The sequence below is a fragment of the Paucibacter sp. Y2R2-4 genome, assembly GCF_025717535.1.
Taxonomy (GTDB): domain Bacteria; phylum Pseudomonadota; class Gammaproteobacteria; order Burkholderiales; family Burkholderiaceae_C; genus Paucibacter_A.
This window is the reverse complement of sequence record NZ_JAJIRO010000006.1, coordinates 147,640-169,561: the sequence shown is the minus strand read 5'-3', so window position 1 is coordinate 169,561 and position 21,922 is coordinate 147,640. Positions and strand designations below refer to the sequence as shown.

20 protein-coding genes and 1 riboswitch are annotated in these 21,922 nt (G+C 63.7%); of the genes, 13 read left to right on the top strand and 7 right to left on the bottom strand.

Translation table 11 applies throughout. From position 1 onward, the window contains the following. The first annotated feature begins 180 nt into the window (after nt 1-180). The 5 genes from LNV06_RS21750 to LNV06_RS21730 are packed head-to-tail and all read left to right on the top strand — an operon-like array spanning nt 181 to nt 7,832. Nucleotides 181-1,470 (top strand): efflux RND transporter periplasmic adaptor subunit, encoded by a 1,290-nt coding sequence (locus tag LNV06_RS21750; protein WP_263540409.1) that lies wholly within the window; start codon nt 181-183, stop codon nt 1,468-1,470. A 27-nt stretch (nt 1,471-1,497) separates the two neighbouring features. Further along, the gene (locus LNV06_RS21745; RefSeq protein WP_263540408.1) at nt 1,498-2,175 is read left to right on the top strand and encodes an ABC transporter ATP-binding protein; all 678 of its coding nucleotides are present in this window, start codon (nt 1,498-1,500) and stop codon (nt 2,173-2,175) included. Nucleotides 2,176-2,193: 18 nt separating this feature from the next. Continuing rightward, entirely contained in the window at nt 2,194-4,593 is a 2,400-nt protein-coding gene (locus LNV06_RS21740; RefSeq protein ID WP_263540407.1) for an FtsX-like permease family protein, read from the top strand. A gap of 4 nt (nt 4,594-4,597) precedes the next feature. Further along, a complete protein-coding gene (locus tag LNV06_RS21735) occupies nt 4,598-7,012 on the top strand; it encodes an ABC transporter permease (protein ID WP_263540406.1) in 2,415 nt (804 codons plus the stop codon). Between the two features lie 58 nt (nt 7,013-7,070). After that, nucleotides 7,071-7,832: a PA4824 family protein gene (locus LNV06_RS21730; RefSeq protein ID WP_263540405.1), complete on the top strand. Its 762-nt coding sequence runs from the start codon at nt 7,071-7,073 to the stop codon at nt 7,830-7,832. 26 nt (nt 7,833-7,858) lie between these two features. On the opposite strand, the gene LNV06_RS21725 is transcribed toward LNV06_RS21730, so the two are convergent. Both LNV06_RS21725 and LNV06_RS21720 read right to left on the bottom strand, forming a co-directional pair. Continuing rightward, nucleotides 7,859-8,554, bottom strand: a complete 696-nt coding sequence (locus LNV06_RS21725; RefSeq protein ID WP_263540404.1) for a DUF8198 family protein — start codon at nt 8,552-8,554, stop codon at nt 7,859-7,861. A gap of 5 nt (nt 8,555-8,559) precedes the next feature. Continuing rightward, nucleotides 8,560-8,982 (bottom strand): MerR family transcriptional regulator, encoded by a 423-nt coding sequence (locus LNV06_RS21720; RefSeq protein ID WP_263540403.1) that lies wholly within the window; start codon nt 8,980-8,982, stop codon nt 8,560-8,562. A gap of 95 nt (nt 8,983-9,077) precedes the next feature. Between LNV06_RS21720 and LNV06_RS21715 the strand changes: the two genes are divergently transcribed. Then, complete coding sequence (locus tag LNV06_RS21715) at nt 9,078-10,136, top strand: MBL fold metallo-hydrolase (protein WP_263540402.1); 1,059 nt, start codon at nt 9,078-9,080, stop codon at nt 10,134-10,136. Between the two features lie 492 nt (nt 10,137-10,628). Then, nucleotides 10,629-11,636 carry a GGDEF domain-containing response regulator gene (locus tag LNV06_RS21710; RefSeq protein WP_263540401.1) on the top strand — a complete coding sequence of 336 codons (1,008 nt, stop codon included), beginning with the start codon at nt 10,629-10,631 and terminating at the stop codon, nt 11,634-11,636. Nucleotides 11,637-11,657: 21 nt separating this feature from the next. Here the strand turns inward: LNV06_RS21710 and LNV06_RS21705 are convergent, their stop codons facing one another. Together LNV06_RS21705 and LNV06_RS21700 are read right to left on the bottom strand one after the other, a co-directional pair. Next, entirely contained in the window at nt 11,658-12,026 is a 369-nt protein-coding gene (locus LNV06_RS21705) for a response regulator (RefSeq protein ID WP_263540400.1), read from the bottom strand. A gap of 51 nt (nt 12,027-12,077) precedes the next feature. After that, nucleotides 12,078-13,043 carry a chemotaxis protein CheX gene (locus LNV06_RS21700; protein WP_263540399.1) on the bottom strand — a complete coding sequence of 322 codons (966 nt, stop codon included), beginning with the start codon at nt 13,041-13,043 and terminating at the stop codon, nt 12,078-12,080. A 126-nt stretch (nt 13,044-13,169) separates the two neighbouring features. On the opposite strand from LNV06_RS21700, the gene LNV06_RS21695 reads away from it, so the two are divergent. Then, the gene (locus tag LNV06_RS21695; protein ID WP_263540398.1) at nt 13,170-14,303 is read left to right on the top strand and encodes a DNA glycosylase AlkZ-like family protein; all 1,134 of its coding nucleotides are present in this window, start codon (nt 13,170-13,172) and stop codon (nt 14,301-14,303) included. Here LNV06_RS21695 and LNV06_RS21690 read toward each other — a convergent pair. Next, on the bottom strand, nt 14,300-15,094 hold the full coding sequence (locus tag LNV06_RS21690; protein WP_263540397.1) for an HAD-IIB family hydrolase: 795 nt from the start codon (nt 15,092-15,094) through the stop codon (nt 14,300-14,302). The two genes, LNV06_RS21695 and LNV06_RS21690, sit on opposite strands and share 4 nt — an antisense overlap. 69 nt (nt 15,095-15,163) lie before the next feature. Next, a riboswitch (S-adenosyl-L-homocysteine riboswitch) is annotated at nt 15,164-15,280 on the top strand. A 72-nt stretch (nt 15,281-15,352) separates the two neighbouring features. Here LNV06_RS21690 and ahcY point away from each other — a divergent pair. The 4 genes from ahcY (at nt 15,353) to LNV06_RS21670 (ending at nt 19,374) form a co-directional block, all read left to right on the top strand. Next, a complete protein-coding gene (gene ahcY, locus LNV06_RS21685) occupies nt 15,353-16,804 on the top strand; it encodes an adenosylhomocysteinase (RefSeq protein ID WP_263540396.1) in 1,452 nt (483 codons plus the stop codon). A gap of 147 nt (nt 16,805-16,951) precedes the next feature. After that, on the top strand, nt 16,952-17,728 hold the full coding sequence (locus LNV06_RS21680) for a TlyA family RNA methyltransferase (protein WP_263540395.1): 777 nt from the start codon (nt 16,952-16,954) through the stop codon (nt 17,726-17,728). Then, nucleotides 17,725-18,570 (top strand): methylenetetrahydrofolate reductase [NAD(P)H], encoded by an 846-nt coding sequence (metF, locus tag LNV06_RS21675; protein ID WP_263540394.1) that lies wholly within the window; start codon nt 17,725-17,727, stop codon nt 18,568-18,570. Before LNV06_RS21680 ends, metF begins: the two co-directional genes overlap by 4 nt. A 141-nt stretch (nt 18,571-18,711) precedes the next feature. Continuing rightward, nucleotides 18,712-19,374 carry an OmpW/AlkL family protein gene (locus LNV06_RS21670; RefSeq protein ID WP_263540393.1) on the top strand — a complete coding sequence of 221 codons (663 nt, stop codon included), beginning with the start codon at nt 18,712-18,714 and terminating at the stop codon, nt 19,372-19,374. 74 nt (nt 19,375-19,448) lie between these two features. Here the strand turns inward: LNV06_RS21670 and pepQ are convergent, their stop codons facing one another. Both pepQ and LNV06_RS21660 read right to left on the bottom strand, forming a co-directional pair. Next, entirely contained in the window at nt 19,449-20,762 is a 1,314-nt protein-coding gene (gene pepQ, locus LNV06_RS21665) for a Xaa-Pro dipeptidase (RefSeq protein WP_263540392.1), read from the bottom strand. Between the two features lie 11 nt (nt 20,763-20,773). Next, nucleotides 20,774-21,349: a 5-formyltetrahydrofolate cyclo-ligase gene (locus tag LNV06_RS21660; protein WP_411970147.1), complete on the bottom strand. Its 576-nt coding sequence runs from the start codon at nt 21,347-21,349 to the stop codon at nt 20,774-20,776. A gap of 130 nt (nt 21,350-21,479) precedes the next feature. Between LNV06_RS21660 and LNV06_RS21655 the strand changes: the two genes are divergently transcribed. After that, the gene (locus LNV06_RS21655; RefSeq protein WP_263540390.1) at nt 21,480-21,860 is read left to right on the top strand and encodes a TfoX/Sxy family protein; all 381 of its coding nucleotides are present in this window, start codon (nt 21,480-21,482) and stop codon (nt 21,858-21,860) included. Nucleotides 21,861-21,922 lie beyond the last annotated feature (62 nt).

Genomic DNA, 21,922 nt, shown 5'->3' with positions numbered 1-21,922 from the left:
GATAGCAGCCCACATCCTCGTTTTGAGGACCATAAGCACCGAGGCCTGCAGACAAAAGTTGAACTGTCCGATTCCGGACAGTCAGAAGCCTGACACCCTGTCCGGAATCGGACAGATACATAGGCACGTGGCGCTGAAATGGGCCAAGGCGCTTGGCACGGCTCTTGCGCTAGTGAGGGCATGAACGCGAATCTGCATCGATTGCCTCCCGTCTCTGGCGCCGCCATGGACCGCGCCTTGCCCAAGAACAAATACGCCAAGCCGCTGCGCTGGGCGGGCGGGGTGCTGGCCGCCCTGGTGCTGGGCGGCTTGCTCTACACCAGCGTGCCGCGCGGACTCAGCGTGCCGCTGAGTGAGTTGAGCTTGGCCACGGTCAGCGAAGGCGAATTCCGCGACGAGCTGGTCTTGCGCGCCCAGGTCGTGCCGGCGCATCAGGTGTTGCTGGATGCGACCGAGAGCGGCCGGGTCGATGCGGTGTTAGTCCGCGATGGCGACATGCTCAAGGAAGGCGCCCTGCTCTACCGCTTGTCGAATCCGCAGCGCGAGCAAGAAGTCTTGCAGCGCTCGGCCGAGGTGGCGCAGCAGCAGGCCAATCTGGCCATGCAGCGCACCGCGCTGGCGAATGCCCAGGCCATGCAGCGCCGCGACCTCAGTACTTTGCAACATGAGCTGACCAAGGCCGAAAACGATCTGAGCCGTCAACAAGGCTTGGCAGCTCAAGGCTTTGTCTCGGCCTCGGTGCTGGAGGACGCGAAACTGCGTCGCGAACAACAGCAACGCCTGCTGAACCAGGCCCGCGAGGACGGCACGGCCGAGTTGCGCACCCGCGAGCAAGCGGTGGCCGAGATGGAGCGCGCCGTCAAAGGTCTGAGCGAAGGGCTGTCGGTGGTGCGCAAGGCGGCCAGCGGCTTGTCGGCCCGCGCCCCGCGCGACGGCCAGCTGAGCGGCTTCACCCTGCAGGTGGGCAGCTCGGTCAAGCCGGGCGACCGGCTCGGCCGCATCGATGACATCAACGGCTTCAAGCTCAGCGGCAATGTCGATGAGTTCTACCTCAGCCGCGTGCAAACGGGCCTGAAGGCCAGCTTGGAAGCCGCGGGCAAGACCTGGCCCCTGACGGTGTCGCAGCGCCTGCCGCAGGTGAAAGACGGCCGCTTCGGCGTTGAGCTGGAATTTGCCAAGGACATACCACCGGCCCTGCAAGCCGGCCAGAGCCTGGACGCCCGCATCGTGCTGGGCCAACCCAGCCGCGCCAAGCTCTTGGCCGACGGCCCCTTCTACGCCGACAGCGGCGGTGCCTGGGTCTATGTGCTGAGCGCCGACGGCAGCAAGGCCGAGCGCCGCAATGTGCGTCTAGGTCGCCGCGCTGCCGGCCAGATCGAAGTGTTGGAGGGCTTGGCACCCAAGGAGCGAGTGATCGTCTCCAAGGTGCGCCAATTCGGCGAAGCCAAAACCCTGAATCTCAAGTCCTGAACCCAATTTCCGAGGAGCGAAGCCATCATGATCCAGCTGAAAAACCTGAGCAAACTGCACCGCAATAGCGAAGTCGAAACCACCGCCTTGAACTGCATCGATCTGCAGATCGAAGCCGGCGAGTACCTGGCCATCACCGGCCCCTCGGGTTGCGGCAAGTCCAGCCTCTTGAGCATATTGGGCCTGCTGGATGCGCCCAGCAGCGGTGAATACTGGTTCGACGGCCAGAACGTCACCGGCTGGAACGAGCGCCAGCTGAGCAAACTGCGCCGCGGCCGCATCGGCTTTGTGTTCCAGAGCTTCAACCTGATTGACGACCTGAGTGTGCGCGAGAACATCGAGCTCGCACTCGAGTACGGCGAGGTGCCGGTGGCCGAGCACAAAGGCCGCGTCGATGAAGCGCTGCACCGCCTGGGCATCACCCACCGCGCCAACCATCGCCCCTCGCAGCTCTCGGGCGGCCAGCAGCAGCGCGTGGCGATTGCCCGCGCCATCGTCTCGCGCCCGGCCCTGCTGCTGGCCGATGAGCCGACCGGCAACCTCGACAGCGCCCAGGGCGACGAGGTGATGCGCATCCTGCGCGAACTCAATGCCGAGGGCACGACGCTGGTGATGGTGACCCACTCGCCGGCTCATGCGGCCCAGGCCTCACGTTGCCTGCGTTTGCTGGATGGCCGCATTCTGGTCGACGCCCTGGCCGCCTGATTGCGAGGGAACTGACCCATGAAACTCAAAGACCTGCGCGTCAGCTGGCGCCAATTGCTGGCCGAGCCGGCCTACTCTCTGGTTGTGGTGCTGGGCCTGGCCATCGCCATCGCCGCCACCTACCTGATCGCCCTGCTCTTGAACAACCGTTGGCTGCCGGACCCGGCCGTGCCGGCGCCCGAGCGCGTCGCGCGTATGGAGTTCAAGGGCAATATCCCTGGGCGCAATGACGACTGGTTCTCCAGCAGTCCTTTCGTGTTTGCCACGGCCTTGCGCGAGGCCAAGGCCCCCATCACGCAGGCCGCCCGCTTGCTCGACAGCGAGCAGAGCCTGCGCGCCGGTGAGCGGCTCAGCAAAACCCAAGTGCTGTTCAGTGACGCCGACTTGGCGCCCATGTTTGGCCTGAAGGCCCTCAAGGGTGATCTGCAAGCCGCGCTCAGCAAGCCCGACACGATTGCACTGAGCACGGCCGCCGCAGAGCGCCTGTTCGGCGCCGGCCAAGAAGCCCTGGGCCAACGCGTGCGCATGAACAATCAAGACATGACGGTGGTGGCAGTGTTGCCGCGGCAAGCCGCCAACAGCGAGTTGCAATTCGACGCCCTGGCCAGCTTCGACTCGCCCACCTCGGGCATGGCCGTGAGCGGCATGGACAAAATTTGGTTCGCCGTCGCCGGCCGGGTCTTTGTTCGCCTGGCCGATGGCGCCAGCAGCGTGCAGCTGACGCAGCTGATGCAAGACATTTTTGACCGCAGCCCTGGCACCAAGGAAGTGCCGCCGGAATGGAGCGCCGGTGGTCGCAAGTCGGCCTATGTGCGCGCCGTGCCGCTGAGCCGCCTGCCTTTTGACGGCGCTGACAGCAGCACCCGTTTGATGCTCTACGCCGCCCTCGGCTCGGCGGCCACCATGATGCTGGGCCTGGCCGCCATCAACTATGTGAACCTGAGCAGCGTGCGCACCCTGCGTCGCCAGCGCGAGATTGCGGTGCGCAAGAGCCTGGGCGCCAGCCCGACTCGTTTGGCCGCGCAGTTTGTGGCCGAGTCCAGCCTGGTGGCCTTGCTGGCCGGCGCGGTGGGCCTGCTGCTGGCCTGGTTGCTGGCGCCGGCCTTGGCCGATCTGTTGGACGTTCAGTTCGCCGCCAAGCTATTCGCACCGACCCAGCTGCTGAGCTTGTTGCTCGGCTGCCTGGCGCTCGGCATCTTGACCGGCTTGTACCCGGCCCGGGTGGCGCTGGGCGTGCATTGCGCCCCAGCCCTGCAGGGCCGCAAACAGAGCGAAGGCGCGCGGGGCCGCACGCTGCGCCGCGCCATGACGGTGTTCCAGTTCTGCGCCGCGCTGACGCTGTCGGGCGCCGCCGTGATTGTGGTCTGGCAAAGTGACTATGTCGGCAAATTGGACCTGGGCTTCAAGACCGGCGGGCTCTTGGCCCTGGACCTGCCGCAAGACATCAAGCCAGAGCAGGTCGATGGCCTCTACGAAACGCTGAAGAGCCACCCCGCCGTGCAAGGCTTGAGCTGGAGCGACGATGTGCCGGGCCGCAATCCAGTAGGAATGATCGATACCTTGGCCAATGGCAATATCAAGGCCGGCGCACGCAGCGCCCGCTATGACCTGGGCTTCTTCTCGGTCTACCAAATCCCGCTGCTGGCCGGCAGCCTGGAAGGCATCGTCTTGCCCGACAAGACCGAACCCGGCGTCGACCGGCCATTGGCCATCGACGAAACCGCCGTCAAGGCCTTCGGCTTTGCCTCGCCGCAAGAAGCCATCGGCAAGCAGCTGATGTCGGGCCCGGACGGCTTCCGCATCAAGGCCGTGTTTGGCGCGATCAAGCAGGAGTCGGCCCGCAATATCTCCCAGCCGCAGGTTTTTCGCCTGTCCAAGCGGGTGCGCAGTGTCTTGACATTGAAGGGCCCCGACATGGCCGCGCTGCGCGCCGCCGCGGCCGAGGCTTGGCCACGCTATTTGCCCGACACGGTGATCGAGATGAACGGTGTCGAAGAGCAACTGGCCCAGCGCTACCGCATGGATCGCAATGTCGGCCGCCTGATCGCCGCCACCAGCTTGATCGCCCTCTTGCTGGCCGCCTTCGGCGTTTATGCGCTGGCCGCCTACACGGTGCGCCGCAGCCAGCTGGAGATTGTCATCCGCAAGCTGCACGGCGCCGACCATCGCCACATCGCCGGCCTGCTGCTGAAAGAGTTCGCGCCGCTCTTGGGCCTGGCCGCTGTCATCAGCCTGCCCTTGATCTGGTGGATTGGCCAGCAATACCTGGCCGGCTTTGTTGAGCGCGCACCGATGGGCGGCTGGCCGCTGCTGGCGGCATTGATGATCACCCTCTTGATGAGCGGCCTGGCCGGCCTGCGCCATGGCTTGGCGGCGATGTCGATGCGGCCGATCTTGGCGCTGCGCGACGGCGGCTGAGGCGATGAGACTGCTCGACCTGCGAGTTGCGGCCCGCCAGCTGCGCGCGGAACCGCTCAATGCCACCGTGCTGATCGTCGGCCTGGCTTTGGCTTTGGCAGCCTGCTATTTGCTGGCCGCGCTGCTGGGCGAGCGCCTGCGCCCCGACCCAGCGCTGCAAGATCCCGAGCGCATCGTCTTGATCGACTTCCACGGCAATATGCCGGGTCGGCAAGAGGACTGGTTTTTGGGCGCGCCCTTTGTGTTCAAGCAAGCGCTACAAGACGCCCGCGCGCCGCTGGAGATGCTCACCCGGATTTCGGACGACAAACCCAGCCTGCGCGTCGGCAACCGCAAGCTGCGCGCCCAGGTGACGGCGGCCGACGCCAGCGCGGCAGCGCTCTTCAATCTGCGCCCGCTGCAAGGCGATCTGCAAGATGCTCTCAGCCACCCCGACACCATCGCCTTGACCGAGTCCTTGGCGCAGCGGCTGTTTGGCAGCGACAAAGCCCTGGGGCGCAGCGTCGATATCGGCGAGCACCGGCTGCGGGTGGCCGCCGTGCTGCCCGAGCCCGGCTCACGCAGCCTGATTCGCGCTGAGGCCTGGATCAGCTTTGACTCGCCGGCCGCGGGGCTGGACGAGGAGACTCGCAGCGCCTGGTTCCAGATCAATGGTCAGGTCTTCGCCCGCCTGGCCACGGGGGCCAACACCGAGCAGATCGGCGCGCTGGCCCAAGCACTGCTCGACCAAAGCCCGGTGATGAAACAGCTGCCGCCCGACTGGACGGCGGGCGGGCGCAAGGCCGCTTTCATGCGCGCCCTGCCGGTGCCGCAAATGCCGTTTGAAGGGCGCGCCGGCCGGCAAAGGCTGCAAATGCTGGGGGCGCTAGCCGGCGTGGCGGTCTTGCTGCTGAGTCTGGCGCTGTTGAATCACATCAACCTCAGCGGCGTGCGCACCTTGCAGCGTCAACGTGAGATTGCGGTGCGCAAAGCGCTGGGCATCAGCCCGGCACGCCTGCTGCTGCAATTTGCGGTGGAAGCGCTGCTGATCATCGCTCTGGCTGCAGGCTTGGCTTTGCTGCTGGCCTGGATGCTGCTGCCTTGGGCCAGCCAGGCCTTGCAAGTGCCGCAACCCGACAGCTTGCTGCAGGCCCAGCCGCTGGCCGGCCTGCTGCTGGCTTGTGGCTTGCTCTCGTTCCTGGTGTGCCTCTACCCGGCGCGCCTGGCTTGGCGCATGCACGCCGCCGCCGCGCTGCAAGGGCGGCAAGCCAGCGAGAGCCAGGGCGGCCGCTGGCTGCGGCGCGCTTTGACTGGCCTGCAGTTCGCCATCGCCTTGTTTGTAGTAAGTGCGGCCCTGATTCTGAGCGCACAAAACGGCCATGTGCTGAGCCGTGAGCTGGGCTTCCAGCCCGAGGGCGTGATCACGCTGCGCTTGCCCGAGCAGGCCAGCGCACAACAAGCGCAAGACTTCCACCAGGCGCTGCAACAGCGCCCCGACGTGGCGGCACTGGCTTGGAGCGACAGCGTGCCGGGCAATGTTTTCATGGACCGTAACGCCCAATTCACTCGCGGCGAGCAGCAAGCCAAGCTGCGCTTCAACCATGCGGACGCAGGCTTTTTCAAGCTCTACCGCATCCCGATTCTGGCCGGTCAAATCGAGGGCCAGGGCCAAGACGGCTTGGTGCTGGATGAGGCGGCGACCAAGGCCTTGGGCTGGGGCTCGCCTGAACAGGCGCTGGGGCAGTCGCTCAGCACGGTGATGACCGGCTTGAATCAGACCAGCTCCTCTTGGCGCGTGGTGGCCGTGGTGCCCAATCAGCGCTTAGAAAGCACCCGTGAAGCCGACCGCCCCCACGCCTTCTATCCCTTCTATCTACAGAGCCGAGCCCAAGCTTGGAGCGGCCAGCGCGTCTTTTGGGTGCTGAACTTGCGCATGAACGCGGGCGGCGACCCAAGCAAGGTCTTGGCCCCACTTTGGGAGCGCTATTTCCCCGGCGAACCCTTGGTATGGGAGTCGGCCGAGCAAGTCATGATGGCGGCTTACAAGTCGGACCTGCGCATCGCCCAGTTGGTGAGCGCTTGCGGTATGCTGGCCTTGCTGCTGGCCGGCTTCGGGGTCTATGCCTTGGCGGCCTTCTTGGTGCAGCGCCATGCCAAAGAGATCGTGCTGCGCAAGCTTCACGGTGCATCACCACTGCAGGCGATGAAGAGCTTGTTCCGGGAATTTGCAGCGCTGCTGCTGGGCGCGGCACTGCTGGCCTTGCCCCTGTCTGCCGTCTTGGCAGAGCGTTATCTGGCGCAGTTTGCAGACCGGGTCAGCCTGGGTGCTTGGCCGCAGTCTTGGGCTCTGGCCGGGCTGGTCTTGGTGACTTTGCTGGCCAGCTTGCGCCATGGTTGGGCGGCGCTGGCGATGCGGCCGGTCTTGGCTTTGCGGTCTTGACCGAGCTACGCCAGCAGAGCCAAGGAATCGTCACGCAAATCAGGTCCAATCGCGAGCCATGAACTTGCGATGGACCCTAAGACTCATCACGCGGCGCCCCTGTGTGGCCGTACTGGCTTGCTTGCTGAACGGAATAGCGCCGGCCCACGCCGGGCGGCCGCTGAACACCGATGACGCCGGCGTGGCCGACGCCGGCAGCTGCCAGATTGAAAGCTGGCTAGAACTGCAGCCACGCACGCCCGGCCCGCGTCAGCCACAAGGCTTGGTATTCGCCCCGGCTTGCGGCGTGGCGCCCGGCTGGGAGTTGGAGCTGGGCTATGCACGCCAAGGCCAGCAAGACAGCCCCAGCCTAAGCCAAGGCAATATGGGCCTCAAGCTGGCGCCGGACGCCTGGCAGTTCAAGACTGCGTTGGGCGAGCTGAATCTCGGCCTGCGCTGGGCCAGCAATCATGAGCAAGCGCCAGCACAGAGCTGGCGGCAGACGCAATACAGCATGACCGCTCTGGCCAGCTTGGCACTCGATCCGACATGGACTCTGCATGCCAATCTGGGCGTGGCGAGGCTGCGAGATACAAAGAGCAGCGCCACAGTGATGAACTGGGCCGCGGTCTGGAGCCCCAGCGAGCGCGGCTTGCTCTTCATCGAAATGCAGACGAACAACCGAAACGAGGCCATGGGACCGAACAGTTATGGTCTAGGCGGACGCTACTGGCTGAAGAGAGACCAGCTGGGTCTGGACCTGAGCGCCAACCGAGAAGACCGCACCGGTAGCCGCGTGCTTTGGACCGTGGGTCTGGGTTGGTACGGCATCGGGCTCTGAGCCCAACAAGGCCAGCGCAGAGAAATCTAGGGTAGCTCGGCCAGCCCCTTGCGGGCAAACAAGGCTGAGGCCAGGAACTCTTCGCGCGAGCGCACCGTCTCCAAAAACTCATCGGCGCCGCGCATGGCCTTGAAGGTGTCAAAGCCTCGCTCCAAAAAGCCCTGCAACTCGCTCAAGCTGGCCGCTGTGGCCGGGCCCCGCATCATGCGCAGCGCCTGGCGCAGCAGCGGCTTGCGGGTCAGCTTGTCCAGCGAGACGCCCACCGCCAAGGTCAGATCGATTTGCTGCTGACGCAAGCCGGGCTCGCCACAGGCACACCAAGCCGCTTGATAACTTTTGGCCTGCACGGGCTCTAGACCCAGGGCCTGAGCCATGCGGGTGTCCAAGTCTTCGGAGATCGCATGCAGGGCCGCCAGCTGAGCCACAGTTGCCACCACTTCGGACGGGAAGATGCGCACCAACGCCGGCACCACCCGGGCAAACTGCGCATCGCGGCGCGAGAAGTCGCCGGGGCCATAAAGCTCCTGCAAAAAGAAGGTGGTCGCCGCCTCGTAGCGCGGCGACAGCAGCAAGTCGGCATAGGTCTGCGAAAAGCGCCGTTGCTGATACAACTTAAGGGCTTGCACCCGCGCCTCCAGCCCCGCTTCGTCCACACGCAGTTGACGCTGCGCTTCGACTGCCTGCAACTGATGCAGGATCTCAGCTTCGATATCGCGGGCCACGGCCGTCACTCACCCAGCAAGCTGCGGCAGCGCTCTTCATGCTGGCTGATCTCGGCCAGAGTGACCTCGATGTCATCCAACTGCTGCTCCAACTGGCGCCGGTGTTGCTGCAAGACCTCCAGAAAAGCGCGCAGCTGCGATTCGGCACCGCTGGAGGCGTCATACATATCCACCAACTGCTTGATCTCTTGCAGGGTCAGGCCCAGGCGCTTGCCGCGCAGGGTCAGCTTCAAGCGGGTGCGGTCGCGGTGGGTGTAGACGCGGTTGCGGCCGGCGCGGGCGGGCTCCAGCAAGCCCATGTCTTCATAAAAACGAATCGCGCGCGGCGTGATGTCGAACTCGGCGGCCAACTCGGTGATGGTGAACAAGCGCCCGTTGCCCTCGGGGGCGGCTGCAGCCGGGACTGCGGGGCGGGGATCGTTGCTCATGGCTAAACTGGGGCCTTAGTGACGTTAACGTAAACGGCAATTCTATTCATTGCCCGCCGCTTCAGACAGCGGGTCGGCAGCACAAGGCAGTCTTCATGGCCAATCTCAGAGAATCCGAACTCCACTATCCCTTGGGGGACGCTGTGCCAACACCGGGCGGCATGCTGGAGTTGGCGCCGGGCGTTCGCTGGCTACGCATGGGCCTGCCTTTTGCGCTGGACCACATCAATCTGTGGCTGCTGCGCGATGAGATCGATGGCCAAGCCGGCTGGACCGTGGTCGACTGCGGCGTTGCCAATGACGCCACCCGCGCGCTGTGGGAACAGGTGTTTGCCGAGCATTTGGAAGGTTTGCCCATTCTGCGGGTGGTCGTCACCCACTTCCACCCCGATCACATTGGCCTGGCCGCCTGGCTGACCGAGCGCTGGCAATGCCGCGCCTGGATCAGCGCCACCGACTTCAATCTGGCCCGGCTGGCCAGCGGCTCCACCGTGGGCATGGGCGGCAACACAGCCGCGGCCTTTTTCGCCAGCCACGGCCTCAGCGACGAGGATTCGCTCGCCAAGATTCGTGCTCGCAGCAGCTATTACCCCAGCATGGTGCCGGCCGTGCCGAGCAGCTTCCGGCGCCTGATGGACGGACTGCAGCTGAACATCGGCGGCCACGCCTGGCACTGCATCACCGGCTACGGCCATGCGCCCGAGCACATCAGCCTGCACAGCCCCAGCTTAGGCTTGCTGATCTCCGGCGATATGGTGCTGCCGCGCATCTCCACCAATGTCTCGGTGGTCGACGTGGAACCCGAGGCCGACCCGCTGAGCCTTTACCTCAGCTCCATCCAGCGCATGCTGAGCTTGCCCGCCGACACCCTGGTGCTGCCCTCCCACGGCAAGCCCTTCACCGGCCTGCACGCCCGGGTCGACCAACTGCAAGAACACCACGATGAACGCCTGGCCGATGTCCTGCAGGCCTGCAGCGCCAAGCCCTGCCATGCCGCCGAACTGCTGGACCTGCTGTTCAAACGCAAGCTGGACCTGCATCAAACGACTTTCGCCATGGGCGAATCCGTCGCCCACCTGAATGCCTTGTGGCTGTCGGGTCGCTTGCAAAGGCGTTTGGATGCGGATGGGGTTTACCGGTTCTCCGGGCTCTGACTTGCGCATCTACAGTCATCTCCCGCGCGACCGTCAGTCAAGCCGTGGCACTTTGCGGACTTTTGGTTTGACGATGATCAGGCCTCTTGGGGGCTTCACGCCGCTCCTGTCCCCCGCCCCGGGCTTGCGCCCGAGGCTCCTCCTTTACCTCGCGTCGCAAAGCCCCCAAGCGTCCTGATCCAGAACGGCCGTGCGACTTCGATGCGGGCACACATCGATGGAACTGCCGAGTGGCGTCGGGGGCGTGATTCCGCGAGGTAAAGGAGGAGTCGGCGCCTGCAAGGCGGCGGCGGGGGACAGGAGCGGAATTACGCCCCCGGCGGCGCTTGGCACCAGCCAGTCCGCAAAGGTCCGCAAAGTGCCATCAGCAGCCTCAAACCACTTCGAGACAAGTCCGAGTCACTCCCAACAAACCCCTGGAACACATCTGCGCCCGGGATCAATAATCTGAGCCGCGCCGCGCTGGCGCTAGCCCGTTCTGGAGGAATCCCCATGCAGCCCATCACGCCCCCTGCCGCATTGCCTCCGCTGTTGATCTTGGTTGTCGATGATCAGGCCAGCAGTCGCAGTGTCTTGGGGGCGCAATTGAATGCGGCCGGCCATCAGGTGATTGAGGCCGATTCGGCGGAAACAGCGTTGAATCTGTTCCGGCAAGAGCATCCGGACTTGGTACTGCTGGACGTTGAAATGCCCGGCCGCGATGGCTACTGGGTGGCCAGCCAGATGCGGGCGGCGGAGTCGGGCGGGTGGACGCCCATTGTGTTTCTCTCCAGCCGTGACCAAGACCAGGACCTCTGGCAAGGCATTGAATCCGGCGGCGACGATTACTTGGTCAAGCCCGTGTCCGGCACCGTCTTGCAGGCCAAACTGCGCGCCATGCAAAGACTACGGCGCATGCAGCTGCGCTTGATCGAACTGTCCGACGAGTTGCGCGCGGCCAATGAGCAGCTGACCAAGCTGAGCATGGAAGACGGCTTAACCGGGCTGCCAAACCGGCGCGCTTTTGACGCCCGCTTGCAGCAAGAGATCCAGGCGGCGCAGCGCGACAAGCAGCCGCTGACCTTGGTCTTGTGCGATATCGACCTGTTCAAGGCCTACAACGACAGCCTCGGCCATGTGGACGGCGACGCCTGCTTGCAGCGCATCGCCCAGTTGCTGAACGAAACCTGCCGCCGTCCGCGCGACTTTGCGGCCCGCTACGGCGGCGAGGAGTTTGCGCTGATCTTGCCGGGCACGCCGCGCTCGGGCGCCATGACCTTTGCACGTGCGGTCTTGCGTTCACTGGAGTTGACGGCGATCCCGCATCAGCAGTCCACCGTGAAGCCTTTTGTGACGCTCTCGGGCGGCATCACCACCTGCATTCCGGAAGCCGGCACCACCTTGGAAGGCTTGCTCAGGCGGGCTGATGATGCGCTTTACACCGCCAAGTCACGCGGGCGCAATCGCTTCTTCAGCTTTGAGATGCAGATGGACACCTTGGAGCAACGCGCCGCCGGCTGAACTCAGCAGCGCCAGCCCGCCTCACATACCGCAGAGCTTGCGGAAGGGCCCCAAGACCGCCTCGCCTCGGAAGGGCTTGACGATCCAACCGGTAACGCCAATCGCCTTGCCGCGCGCACGCAGCTGGGGGTTGTCTTCGGTGGTCAGCATCACAATGCGCACCCCGGTATTGCCCAGCTCGGTGCGGATTTTCTCGGCCATGGTCAGGCCGTCCATATTGGGCATATTGACGTCGCTGACCACCAGGCGAATGCCCGGGTCGGCGCGCAACTGCATCAGCCCATCCCGCCCATCGGTAGCCACCGCCACCTGGAAACCGTTTTGCCCCAGAAACGTGGCCACGATCTCTCGCATGGTGCTGGAATCATCGACCACAAGCACATTCGCCATAACTAAAACTCTCCCTGCACCCAGGCGTTTGCGGGCCTGAATGAATTCAATTCAAAACAGTTCCAACTCGCCGGTCGGCCCGGCCGAGGGCGCATGGTCCATGAAGGCTTCGAACTCTTCCACCGACCAATGCAGATTGAAAATCACCCGCTGAACAATCATCAAAGGCGGCATGCCCGGACGCGCCGGATCCGACAAGTGGTAGCGGATGCACAGCTGAGGATCTTGCGAGCCGAATGAAATGTACTTGTGCTGGTGGTTGATGACGATGGGCACTTGGATCTGCTGCTTGCTCAGATCCTGCGGCGGGATGTAGCGATTTTTGAACGCACCCCAAATCAGATTGGTGGTTTCGCCCAGCATATTGTTGAGCTCGCGGAAGTTCAAATCGCCGCCTATGCCCTGGTAGCTGAAGCCTTGAATCAAGCCTTGGCGCAGCGCGTTCTCCTCGGTTTGCAGCATCATGTAGCCACGGCACCAAGTGCTCTCGATGGGGATCAGAGTGGACACCTCGCCATGGATGATGCGGTCGTGCACCACATAAGGCGCCTCGGCCTCCACATTGGCAAAGGGGAACATGGCCTTCAGAGCTTCGCAGGTGAGCTCCACAATGCCGCGCACCAGCACCGTGGGATAGCTCAGGCTGAAGATGGCGTGGTCCACCGCCTCGCGCAGCAAGGCCAGGTCACCGCCGGTCCAGCGATGCCGCACGACGATTTGCTCCTGCAGGGTCAGCTCCCGCTCGCTGGTGCGGCGCAAAAAGATCGGCAGCTCGGGGCGCAGCTTGTGAATGGCGCGAGCCAGCGTCAGACCGTCGGGCCCTTCGCAAGGCAGGTCTTCGGCCAGCAGCACGCCACCCAAGTCCTTGTGCTGAGCCAGCGCCGCCAAGGCATCGCTGGACGAACGCGGCAGCGCCTGCAGACCCACCTGTCGACAAAACTCAATCAGGCTGGCGTAATGGTCCGGATCATGCTCCAGCAGCAAGACCTTGGCCGCAAGTTGGGTGGTTTCCGTCATGTCTTTGCGGTGCGTCGCCGCCCGCCCTCTGGGCCCGTTGGAGCCTCCTATTCCGGAGGATTTCGACCGCCTGCGCCAATTCTGTAGCAAAAATTTTCTCGTGCGAGGCCACGGCACAATCAGCCCATGCGATCTCCTGAGCTCGATGATTTGCGCCGCTACGCCATTGCGCGCAGCCTCTTCAAACCCACCAGCTTGCCCCAAGCCATTGAGCGCCTGGGCTTTGTGCAGGCCGACCCGATCCGAGCGCCGGCGCGCGCGCAGGATTTGACGCTGCGCTTGCGGGTCAAAAACTATCTGGCCGGCGACTTGGAGCGACGCTACGCCAGGCTCGATATCGAAGAGGACTGCCTGGTCAATTACGGCTTCTTGCCGCGCCAGCATCTGCGCCTGATGCATCCGCGCGAGGCCAAGCGACGCTGGAGCAGCGAGACCGCCCAACATGCCGCCACCGTCCAGGCGCTGCTGGAAAAGATTGGGCCCAGCCACCCGCGCGAGATTCAGGCGCAGCTTAATCTGGGCAGCACCCGCAATGCCTGGGGTGGCAGCAGCAATGCCACCACCCATTTGCTTGACGGCATGCATTACCGTGGTCTGCTGCGGGTGCACAAGCGCGAATCAGGCATCCGCATCTATTCCCTGGCCCAACACCCCGCCGATGAGCGCAGTGCGCATGAGAAAGCCAGCGCCCTGGTGCAGCTGATCTTGGCCAAATACGCTCCGCTGCCCTCGCGCAGCCTCGGCCAGCTTTGCAGCTTGCTGGGCTATGGCGCGCCGCATCTGGGCAAAGAGATCAAACAAATCCTTGCCCACGCGCGCAAAAGCTGGCCCAGTGTCGAGATCGAGGGCCAGCGCTGGTACTGGCCGGAGGGCGAAAACCCTGCCGCCAAACGCTGGCAACTAGACGACGAGCTGCGCCTCTTGGCACCTTTCGACCCGGTGGTCTGGGACCGTCTGCGCTTTGAGCGCTTCTGGGGCTGGGCCTATCGCTTCGAGGCTTACACCCCGGCACCGAAGCGCAAGCTGGGTTATTACGCCCTGCCGATGCTGTGGCGCGGCCAGATGCCGGGCTGGGCCAATGTTTCGGTGCAAGCCGGTCAGATGCAAGCGCAAGCTGGCTTTGTCAGCGGCAAAGCGCCGCGCGACAAGGCTTTTGACCAGGCTTGGCAGGCCGAGCTGGAGCGCATGCGCGCCTTTCTGGCGTTACCGTCTGAAGCAGGCTCAGCGTCTGACTCAGCGCCTAACTCAGCGTCCAACTAAGCGCGCGCCGCCAGCATTGCCCGCGCCAACTCAGCAAAGCCCTGTCCTCTTTCCGCCTGGGTGACGTAGCAGGGCAAGTACTCCAGCTGCGGCACAAAGCGCGAAATATTGGCCACGCCAACGCTCAAAGGCATGCGCGCAAACATGGTCTGGTCATTGGTGGAGTCGCCCACATAGACCCATTGCTCGGGCACAAAAGCCTGGCCCAGCACGGTTTGCACCGCCCAATGCGCCGCGCTCCATTTGCTGTGCTCGCCGATCCAGCCATTGATGTGAATGGAGCTGACCGTAGCCACCAAGCCATGCTCGCGCATCACCGCGCACACGGCATCGATCTGCTCGGCGCTGAGATGGGCAAACTCGCTGTGATCCACGGCGATATCGGTCAAGCGGCCGGCGGAGTCGGTGGCCAGCCGAGCGCCAGGCACCCGCCGCAACACATCCGCCGCACAAGCTTGCAGGCGCGCGAAGTTGGCGGCTCGGGTAGCTTCGTCCTGGCTGAAGTCGCGGCGCAAGACCTGACCCTGGGCGCCCGGTTCCCGGCGCAGCATCACAGACCCGTTCTCCGCCACGATGGCCGCCACCGGCCAAGTCAGGGCGAAGGGCTCGCTCCAGCCGGCCGGGCGGCCGGTGATGGCAATGACAGGCAGGCCTTGATCGCTCAAGTCTTGCAGGGCCTGCAACGCTTCGGGGTCGATTTGGCCCTCGGCGGTCAAGGTGTCGTCGATGTCGGTCAAGATGCCGCGCAGGCCGCGCAGCGCTTCAGGTGGGCATTGGCTGAATGGGTGCATGCGGCGGATTGTCCGCAAAACATGACCTTGTTCTTTGGACCGGTTTGTCTGATGCGTCTAGAATTGCGCCGTTCCGAGGAGCGTTGCAACCTGCTGATGACAGCAGGCCAGGCTCGGAAAAGTTTTGCGCCAGACTGGATTCAAGCTCGAATCAGCCGGCAAGACCTGCAACCGCGCTCACCCGCTGACGTCTTCGCGTGGGTGATCGGTTTGCCCAAATGATGACGGTGGCGGCTTCATATCCTGAAGGAGCCCGCAATGACGACCGCTGCATCGACTACCCTGTCCAAAGACCAATTCCATATCGCCGACCTGAGCCTGGCCGCTTGGGGCCGCAAAGAACTGACCATTGCCGAGAGCGAAATGCCGGCACTGATGGCCATCCGCAAAGAGTACGCCGCCACCCAGCCGCTCAAGGGCGCGCGCATCACCGGCTCGCTGCACATGACCATCCAGACCGGCGTGCTGGTCGAAACCCTGCAAGCCCTGGGCGCCGAAGTGCGCTGGGCCTCGTGCAATATCTTCTCGACCCAAGACCACGCCGCCGCCGCTTTGGTGGCCAATGGCACGCCGGTGTTCGCCTACAAGGGCGAGACCCTGGAAGACTACTGGGACTACACCCACCGCATCTTTGAATTCGGCGCCAAGGGCTCGGCGGGCGAAGGCCCCAATATGATCCTGGACGACGGCGGCGATGCCACTCTGCTGATGCACCTGGGCCAGAAGGCCGAGAAGGACCTGTCGGTGCTGGACAAGCCGGGCAGCGAAGAAGAGCGCATCTTGTTCGCCGCCATCAAGGCCAAGATCGCCCAAGATTCGAGCTGGTACACCCGCAAGAGCGCCGAAATCATCGGCGTGACCGAAGAAACCACCACCGGCGTGCTGCGCCTGAACGAAATGGCCGCCAAGGGCAGCCTGCTGTTCCGCGCCATCAACGTCAATGACTCGGTGACCAAGAGCAAGTTCGACAACCTCTATGGCTGCCGCGAATCGCTGGTGGACGCCATCAAGCGCGCCACCGACGTGATGGTGGCCGGCAAGATCGCCGTGGTGGCCGGTTACGGTGATGTGGGCAAGGGCTCGGCCCAGGCCCTGCGCGCCCTGTCGGCGCAGGTCTGGGTGACCGAGATCGACCCGATCTGCGCCCTCCAAGCCGCCATGGAAGGCTACCGCGTGGTCACCATGGAATACGCCGCAGACAAGGCCGACATTTTTGTCAGCGCCACCGGCAACAAGAACGTGATCCGCTACGAGCACATGGCCGCGATGAAGAACAACGCCATCGTCTGCAATATCGGTCACTTCGACAACGAGATCGATGTGGCTTCGCTGGACAAGTGCGAGTGGGACGAGATCAAGCCGCAGGTCGACCATGTGATCTTCCCGAGTGTTGATGGCAAACCCGGTCGTCGCATCATCCTCTTGGCCAAGGGCCGTCTGGTGAACCTGGGCTGCGGCACGGGCCACCCGAGCTATGTGATGTCGTCGAGCTTCGCCAACCAGACCATCGCCCAGATCGAGCTGTTCGCCCACAAGGACGCGTACGACATCGGCAAGGTCTATGTGCTGCCCAAGCACCTGGACGAGAAGGTGGCACGTCTGCAACTGACCACGCTGAATGCGCAGCTGAGCGAGTTGTCGGATGAGCAGGCGGCCTATATTGGCGTCCCCAAGACGGGCCCCTTCAAGCCCAACACCTACCGCTATTGATCTGAAGGCTACTGCGCGGTCGCCAGGCGTTGTTGCGGGTCCCTCCACAGATCCTCACGTAGCCCAAGCTACGCTCCGGTCTGCGGATCCGCCCGCGCCTAGCCTGACAACCGCTCGCTACGCCTCGACACACCTGCCCCTTCTCCTATGCGCGCTGATCAACTGTTAGTTTCCAAAGGCCTGGCGCCGACTCGTTCGGCGGCGCAGCGGCTGATCACGGCCGGTGCGGCGCAGTGGCAAGGCCCCAAGGACTGGCAGGCGATCCGCAAGGCGGGTGAGGAGTTGCCGGAGCATTGCGAGTTGCGCGTCAGCGATGACGCGGAGTTGCGCTTTGTCTCGCGCGGCGGGCTCAAGCTGGAGGGCGCGCTGCAGCAAAGCGGCCTGGATGTGAGCGGCCTGACGGTGCTGGACATGGGCCAGAGCACCGGCGGTTTTACCGATTGCCTGCTGAAAGCGGGTGCAGCCAAGGTCGTGGGCGTGGACGTGGGCCACAGCCAGTTGCATGAGCAACTGCGCCAGAACCCCCAGGTGGTGGGTCTGGAGCATTTGCATGTGCGCGAGCTGGCCGGCTCGGCCTTGGCGCAGCATGCGCCGCCCGAAGGCTTTGCCCTGATCGTTGGCGACCTCAGCTTTATCTCGATGCTGGGCGCGCTGCCGCATCTGGCGGCTTGGTTGGCGCCCCAGGGTCAGGTCTTGCTGCTAGTAAAACCGCAGTTCGAACTGGGCAAGAAGGCGCTGGCGCGCGGCGGCCTGATCAAGGACGCCAAGCAATACCCGCTGCTGGAAACCCAGGCCCGCCAGGCTGCCCGAGACCAGGGCTGGCGGGTGCTGGGCTATTTTGAGAGTGCCATCACCGGCGGTGACGGCAACAAAGAATTTTTCCTCTGGGCGCAAGCGCCGGAGGCTGTGAAAGAAAAGCCATGAGTACAGCAACAAACCGCGTGCCGGTCAGCTTTGAGTTCTTCCCGCCCAACACGCCGGTGGGCACCGAGAAGCTCAAGACCGTGGTGCAAGACCTGACCGTGCTGAATCCGCATTACTTCAGCGTCACCTATGGCGCCGGCGGCTCCACCCGCGAGAAGACGCTGAGCACGGTGATGGACATTGCGGCCGCCGGCTATGAGGCTGCACCGCACCTCTCTTGCGTGGGCTCCACCCGCGAGAACATCGCTGAAATCCTGGCCACCTACCGCGCGCAAAACATCCGCCGCGTGGTGGCCCTGCGTGGTGATCTGCCCAGCGGCACCGCCACCGCCGGTGAATTCCGTTATGCCTCGGAGCTGGTGTCCTTCATCCGCGAAACCCAAGGTCCGGACTGGCAAATCGAAGTGGCCGCCTACCCCGAGTACCACCCGCAGCAGCGCTACGCGGCCAAGGATCTGCAGCACTTTGCCGCCAAGATGCGCGCCGGCGCCAACTCGGCCATCACGCAGTTCTTCTTCAACCCCGATGCCTACTTCCACTTCGTCGACGAAGTGCGCAAGCTCGGTGTGGACGCGCCCATCGTGCCCGGCATCATGCCCTTCCACAACTACGCCCGCATCGCCCAGTTCGCCGCCCGCGATGGCATCGAGATCCCGCGCTGGGTGGCACTGAAGATGGAAGGCTATATGGATGATGTGGCCAGCATCCGCGAGTTCGGCCTGGAGGTGATGACACGCGTTTGCGAGCGTCTGATTGCCGGCGGTGCGCCCAGCATCCACTTCTATACGCTCAATCAATCCACTTTGACGCTGGAGTTGTGCAAACGCCTCAGTCTCGGCTGAGCTTCTTGCGCAAGATCAAGTTGAACCGGCCCTCCTCGCGAGGGCTTTTTTGACTTTGCGTTAGATCAAGGGTTAACCCCTGCGCTCGTCATCCAATCTCTTCCATCGGGGCTGTTCCCGGCTTTTTAGGAAGAAGACCAAATGACCAGCAAGCTCTTCAGCGCTATCGCTACCGTTTCCGCAGCCGCCGCTCTGGCCGGCACTTCGTTTGCCGCTCAAGCTCAACAAGAAGGCCCTTGGCTGGTGCGTGCACGCGCTGTGCACCTGGATTCGGCCAACACCAACAGCGACAAGCTGCGCACCACTTTGAGCGCCGTGGTGGGTTCGCCTGCCGAAGCCTCGATCAATAACAAGTGGCTGCCTGAAGTGGACATCACCTACTTCATCACCCCCAACATCGCCGCTGAGTTGATCCTGACCTACCCGCAATCGCAAGACCTGTCGGTCACCGGCGTGGGCAAGATCGGCAGCTTCAAGCACCTGCCTCCAACCCTTAGCGCGCAGTACCACTTCAGCCCCACCAGCACTTTCCGTCCTTATGTGGGCCTGGGCGTGAACTACACCAATCTGTCCAGCATCAAGTTCGACTCGAACGTCGCGCCGCTGGACCTGAGCCTGAAGAACAACAGCTGGGGCTTCTCCGCACAGATCGGTGCTGACATTGAAGTTGCCAAGAATCTGTACCTGAACATCGACATCAAGAAGGTTCAGATCAAGACCACTGTCTACTCCAAGGGCACGGACATCGGCGAATTCAAGGTCGATCCGCTGCTGGTCGGCGTGGGCCTGGGCATGCGCTTCTAAGCCAGCCTCGCCATTGAAAAAGCCGCTGCAGCCCATCAGGGCCGCAGCGGCTTTTCTATTTCGACGCGTTCGCTTTACAAGCCGGCAAACGCATCCCGCGTCATGTTCTCTGGCCCGCCCTCGGCGCGGCAGACCACATCGTCTTCAATGCGGATGCCGCCGAAGCGGCTGAGGCGCTCCACCAAGGCCCAATCCACCGAGGCAGAGGCCGAGCTGGCTCGCAGCTGGCGCAGCAGGGTCGGGATGAAGTACAGGCCCGGCTCAATGGTCACCACCATGCCGGGCTGCAGCGTACGCGTCAGGCGCAGATAGGGGTGACCCTCGGGCTTGGGCGCCAGCGCGCCGCTCTCGTCGGCCATAAAGCCGCCCACATCATGCACTTGCAGGCCCAGCAAATGGCCGGTGCCGTGAGGCATGAAGATGGAAGTCACACGCTCGGCGATTTGCGCCTCCACACTCATCTTGACAATGCCTTGCGCTTGCAAGATAGCGGCGATACGGCGATGGGTGCTGAGGTGAATCTCACGGTAGTCCACCCCGGCGCGCACCTCGTCCACCAGCGCCAGTTGGGCGCTTTCCATGGCGGCCAGCAGCGCATCAAACTCGGCGCTGGCGGCATTGCCATGCGTCCAGGTGCGGGTGATGTCAGAGGCATAACCGTTGACTTGAGCGCCTGCGTCGATCAAGAAGCTGAGGCTCTCGGCCGGGCGCTGCACGTCTTGGTATTGGTAGTGCAGCACCGCGCAATGCTCATTCAAGGCGACGATATTGCCGTAGGGCAGGTCGCGATCGGTGTGGCCGGCGGCGATCAGGTAGGCGCGGTGAATCTCCGCCTCTGAGGCGCCAGCCAGAAACGCGTCGCGCGCGGCCAGGTGCGCAGGCGCGGCACGGCGCGAGGCGGCACGCATCTGTTCCAGCTCGTACTCGCTCTTGCAAGCGCGCGGGTAGTGCAGCAGGTTGAGCAAATCGGCAGGATTATTCGGCACCACGCCGTCCAGCGCCGCATCCGCCTCGCCAATGATGGCCAAGCGGCCCGGCGCCTTCAGATGAGCCGCCGCATCCTCGGCGCGGCTGATGACAATCAGCTCCACATGCTCGACCCATTCCCCGGTCGGCGCGCTGGGCGGCACATGCCAGTAATCATCGGGCTGGTAATAAACGACGCGCGGCTTGTGGCCGGGACGCAGCAACAGCCAGCTATTGGGGTGGTTGACCAGCGGCAGCCAATGCTTGAAATGCGGATTGGGCTGAAACAGATAGGGCCGGTCGTCCAGGAAGGCGTATTTCTCGATGCCGGAGGCAATCAGTAGCGCATCAAAGCCACAGCGAGCCAGCGCGTTTTCGCTGCGTTGCTGCAGCAGGGTCAGGTGTTGAGCGTAGGTATTCATAGGACAGATTGTCAGCCATGGATGTCCCAAACCACGCCCTCCTCCGTCAGCATCGCTTCCAGCGGCACATCATGGGGCTCGGCCTTCAACAGCGGCTGAAAGCCGTGCGCATAGCCAATGCCAGCCGTGGCCGGACGCGGTTGCAGGGCGGCCAGGGTGCGATCCATGAAGCCGCCGCCATAGCCCAGACGCAGGCCGAATGGGCCATAGCCCACGCAAGGCACCAGCAGCAACTGAGGCTCAAAGACCTCGGTGTCTTTGGGTTTAGGGATGCCATAAGCGTCTTCCTCCATGGGGCAGCCAGGGTACCAAACGTGAAATCGCAGCGTGCCATGGTCTTTATCCACCACGGGCAGACCGATGCGTCGCTCGGGGTGGCTTTCACCCCAACGGTACAGGGCCGGCAGCGGGTCAAACTCACCCTTGATCGGCCAATAAGCGCCAATCGTCAGCTCGGTGCGGCGCAGCAACCAGACACGCAAGACTTCCTGCAATTGCTCGGCCAGCTCCAAGCGATGCGGCAGGTTCAGGCGAACTTCAATCAGCTTGTGACGCAAGGCAGTGCGGTCATTCAGGTCCACGGACATTTCCCCTGGCAAAGGAAGTAACAATCCGCCGGCGCTTGGCTCGCTGCTTTGCGCCGACTGGGCCTGATTGTGAGTGCTGTCACTGAGCATCCGACGCGCTTAGCGTCCGTTCAAACCCTATATTTGACCCATGGCAATCAAACATGAACTGCTGGACCACAGCCTGGAGTTGCTCAGTCCCCTGGGGGCCCTGCGCCATCGCCGCATGTTTGGCGGCTGGGGCATTTATGTGAACGACCTGTTCATCGCCATCATCGCCTTTGATCAGCTCTACCTGAAGGCCGACGCCCAAACTCGCGAACAATTCCTGGCCGCCGGCTGTACTCCCTTTCAGTACGAGCGCGAAGGTCAGGTGGCGACCTTGGGCTACTTCGTGGCGCCCGAAGAAGCGATGGAGTCACCGGCGCTGATGGAGAGTTGGGGACGGTTGGCCTTGAGCGCAGCACTGCGAGCGCGAGCCGAGAAAGCCAAGCCCAAGGCCCCCAAGAAAAAGCGACTCATCGCAAAGTAGGCTCTCGCTCATGGGCCTGCCGCGACAATGCGGCTCGCCAAGCCATTTGACACCCGCGCTCG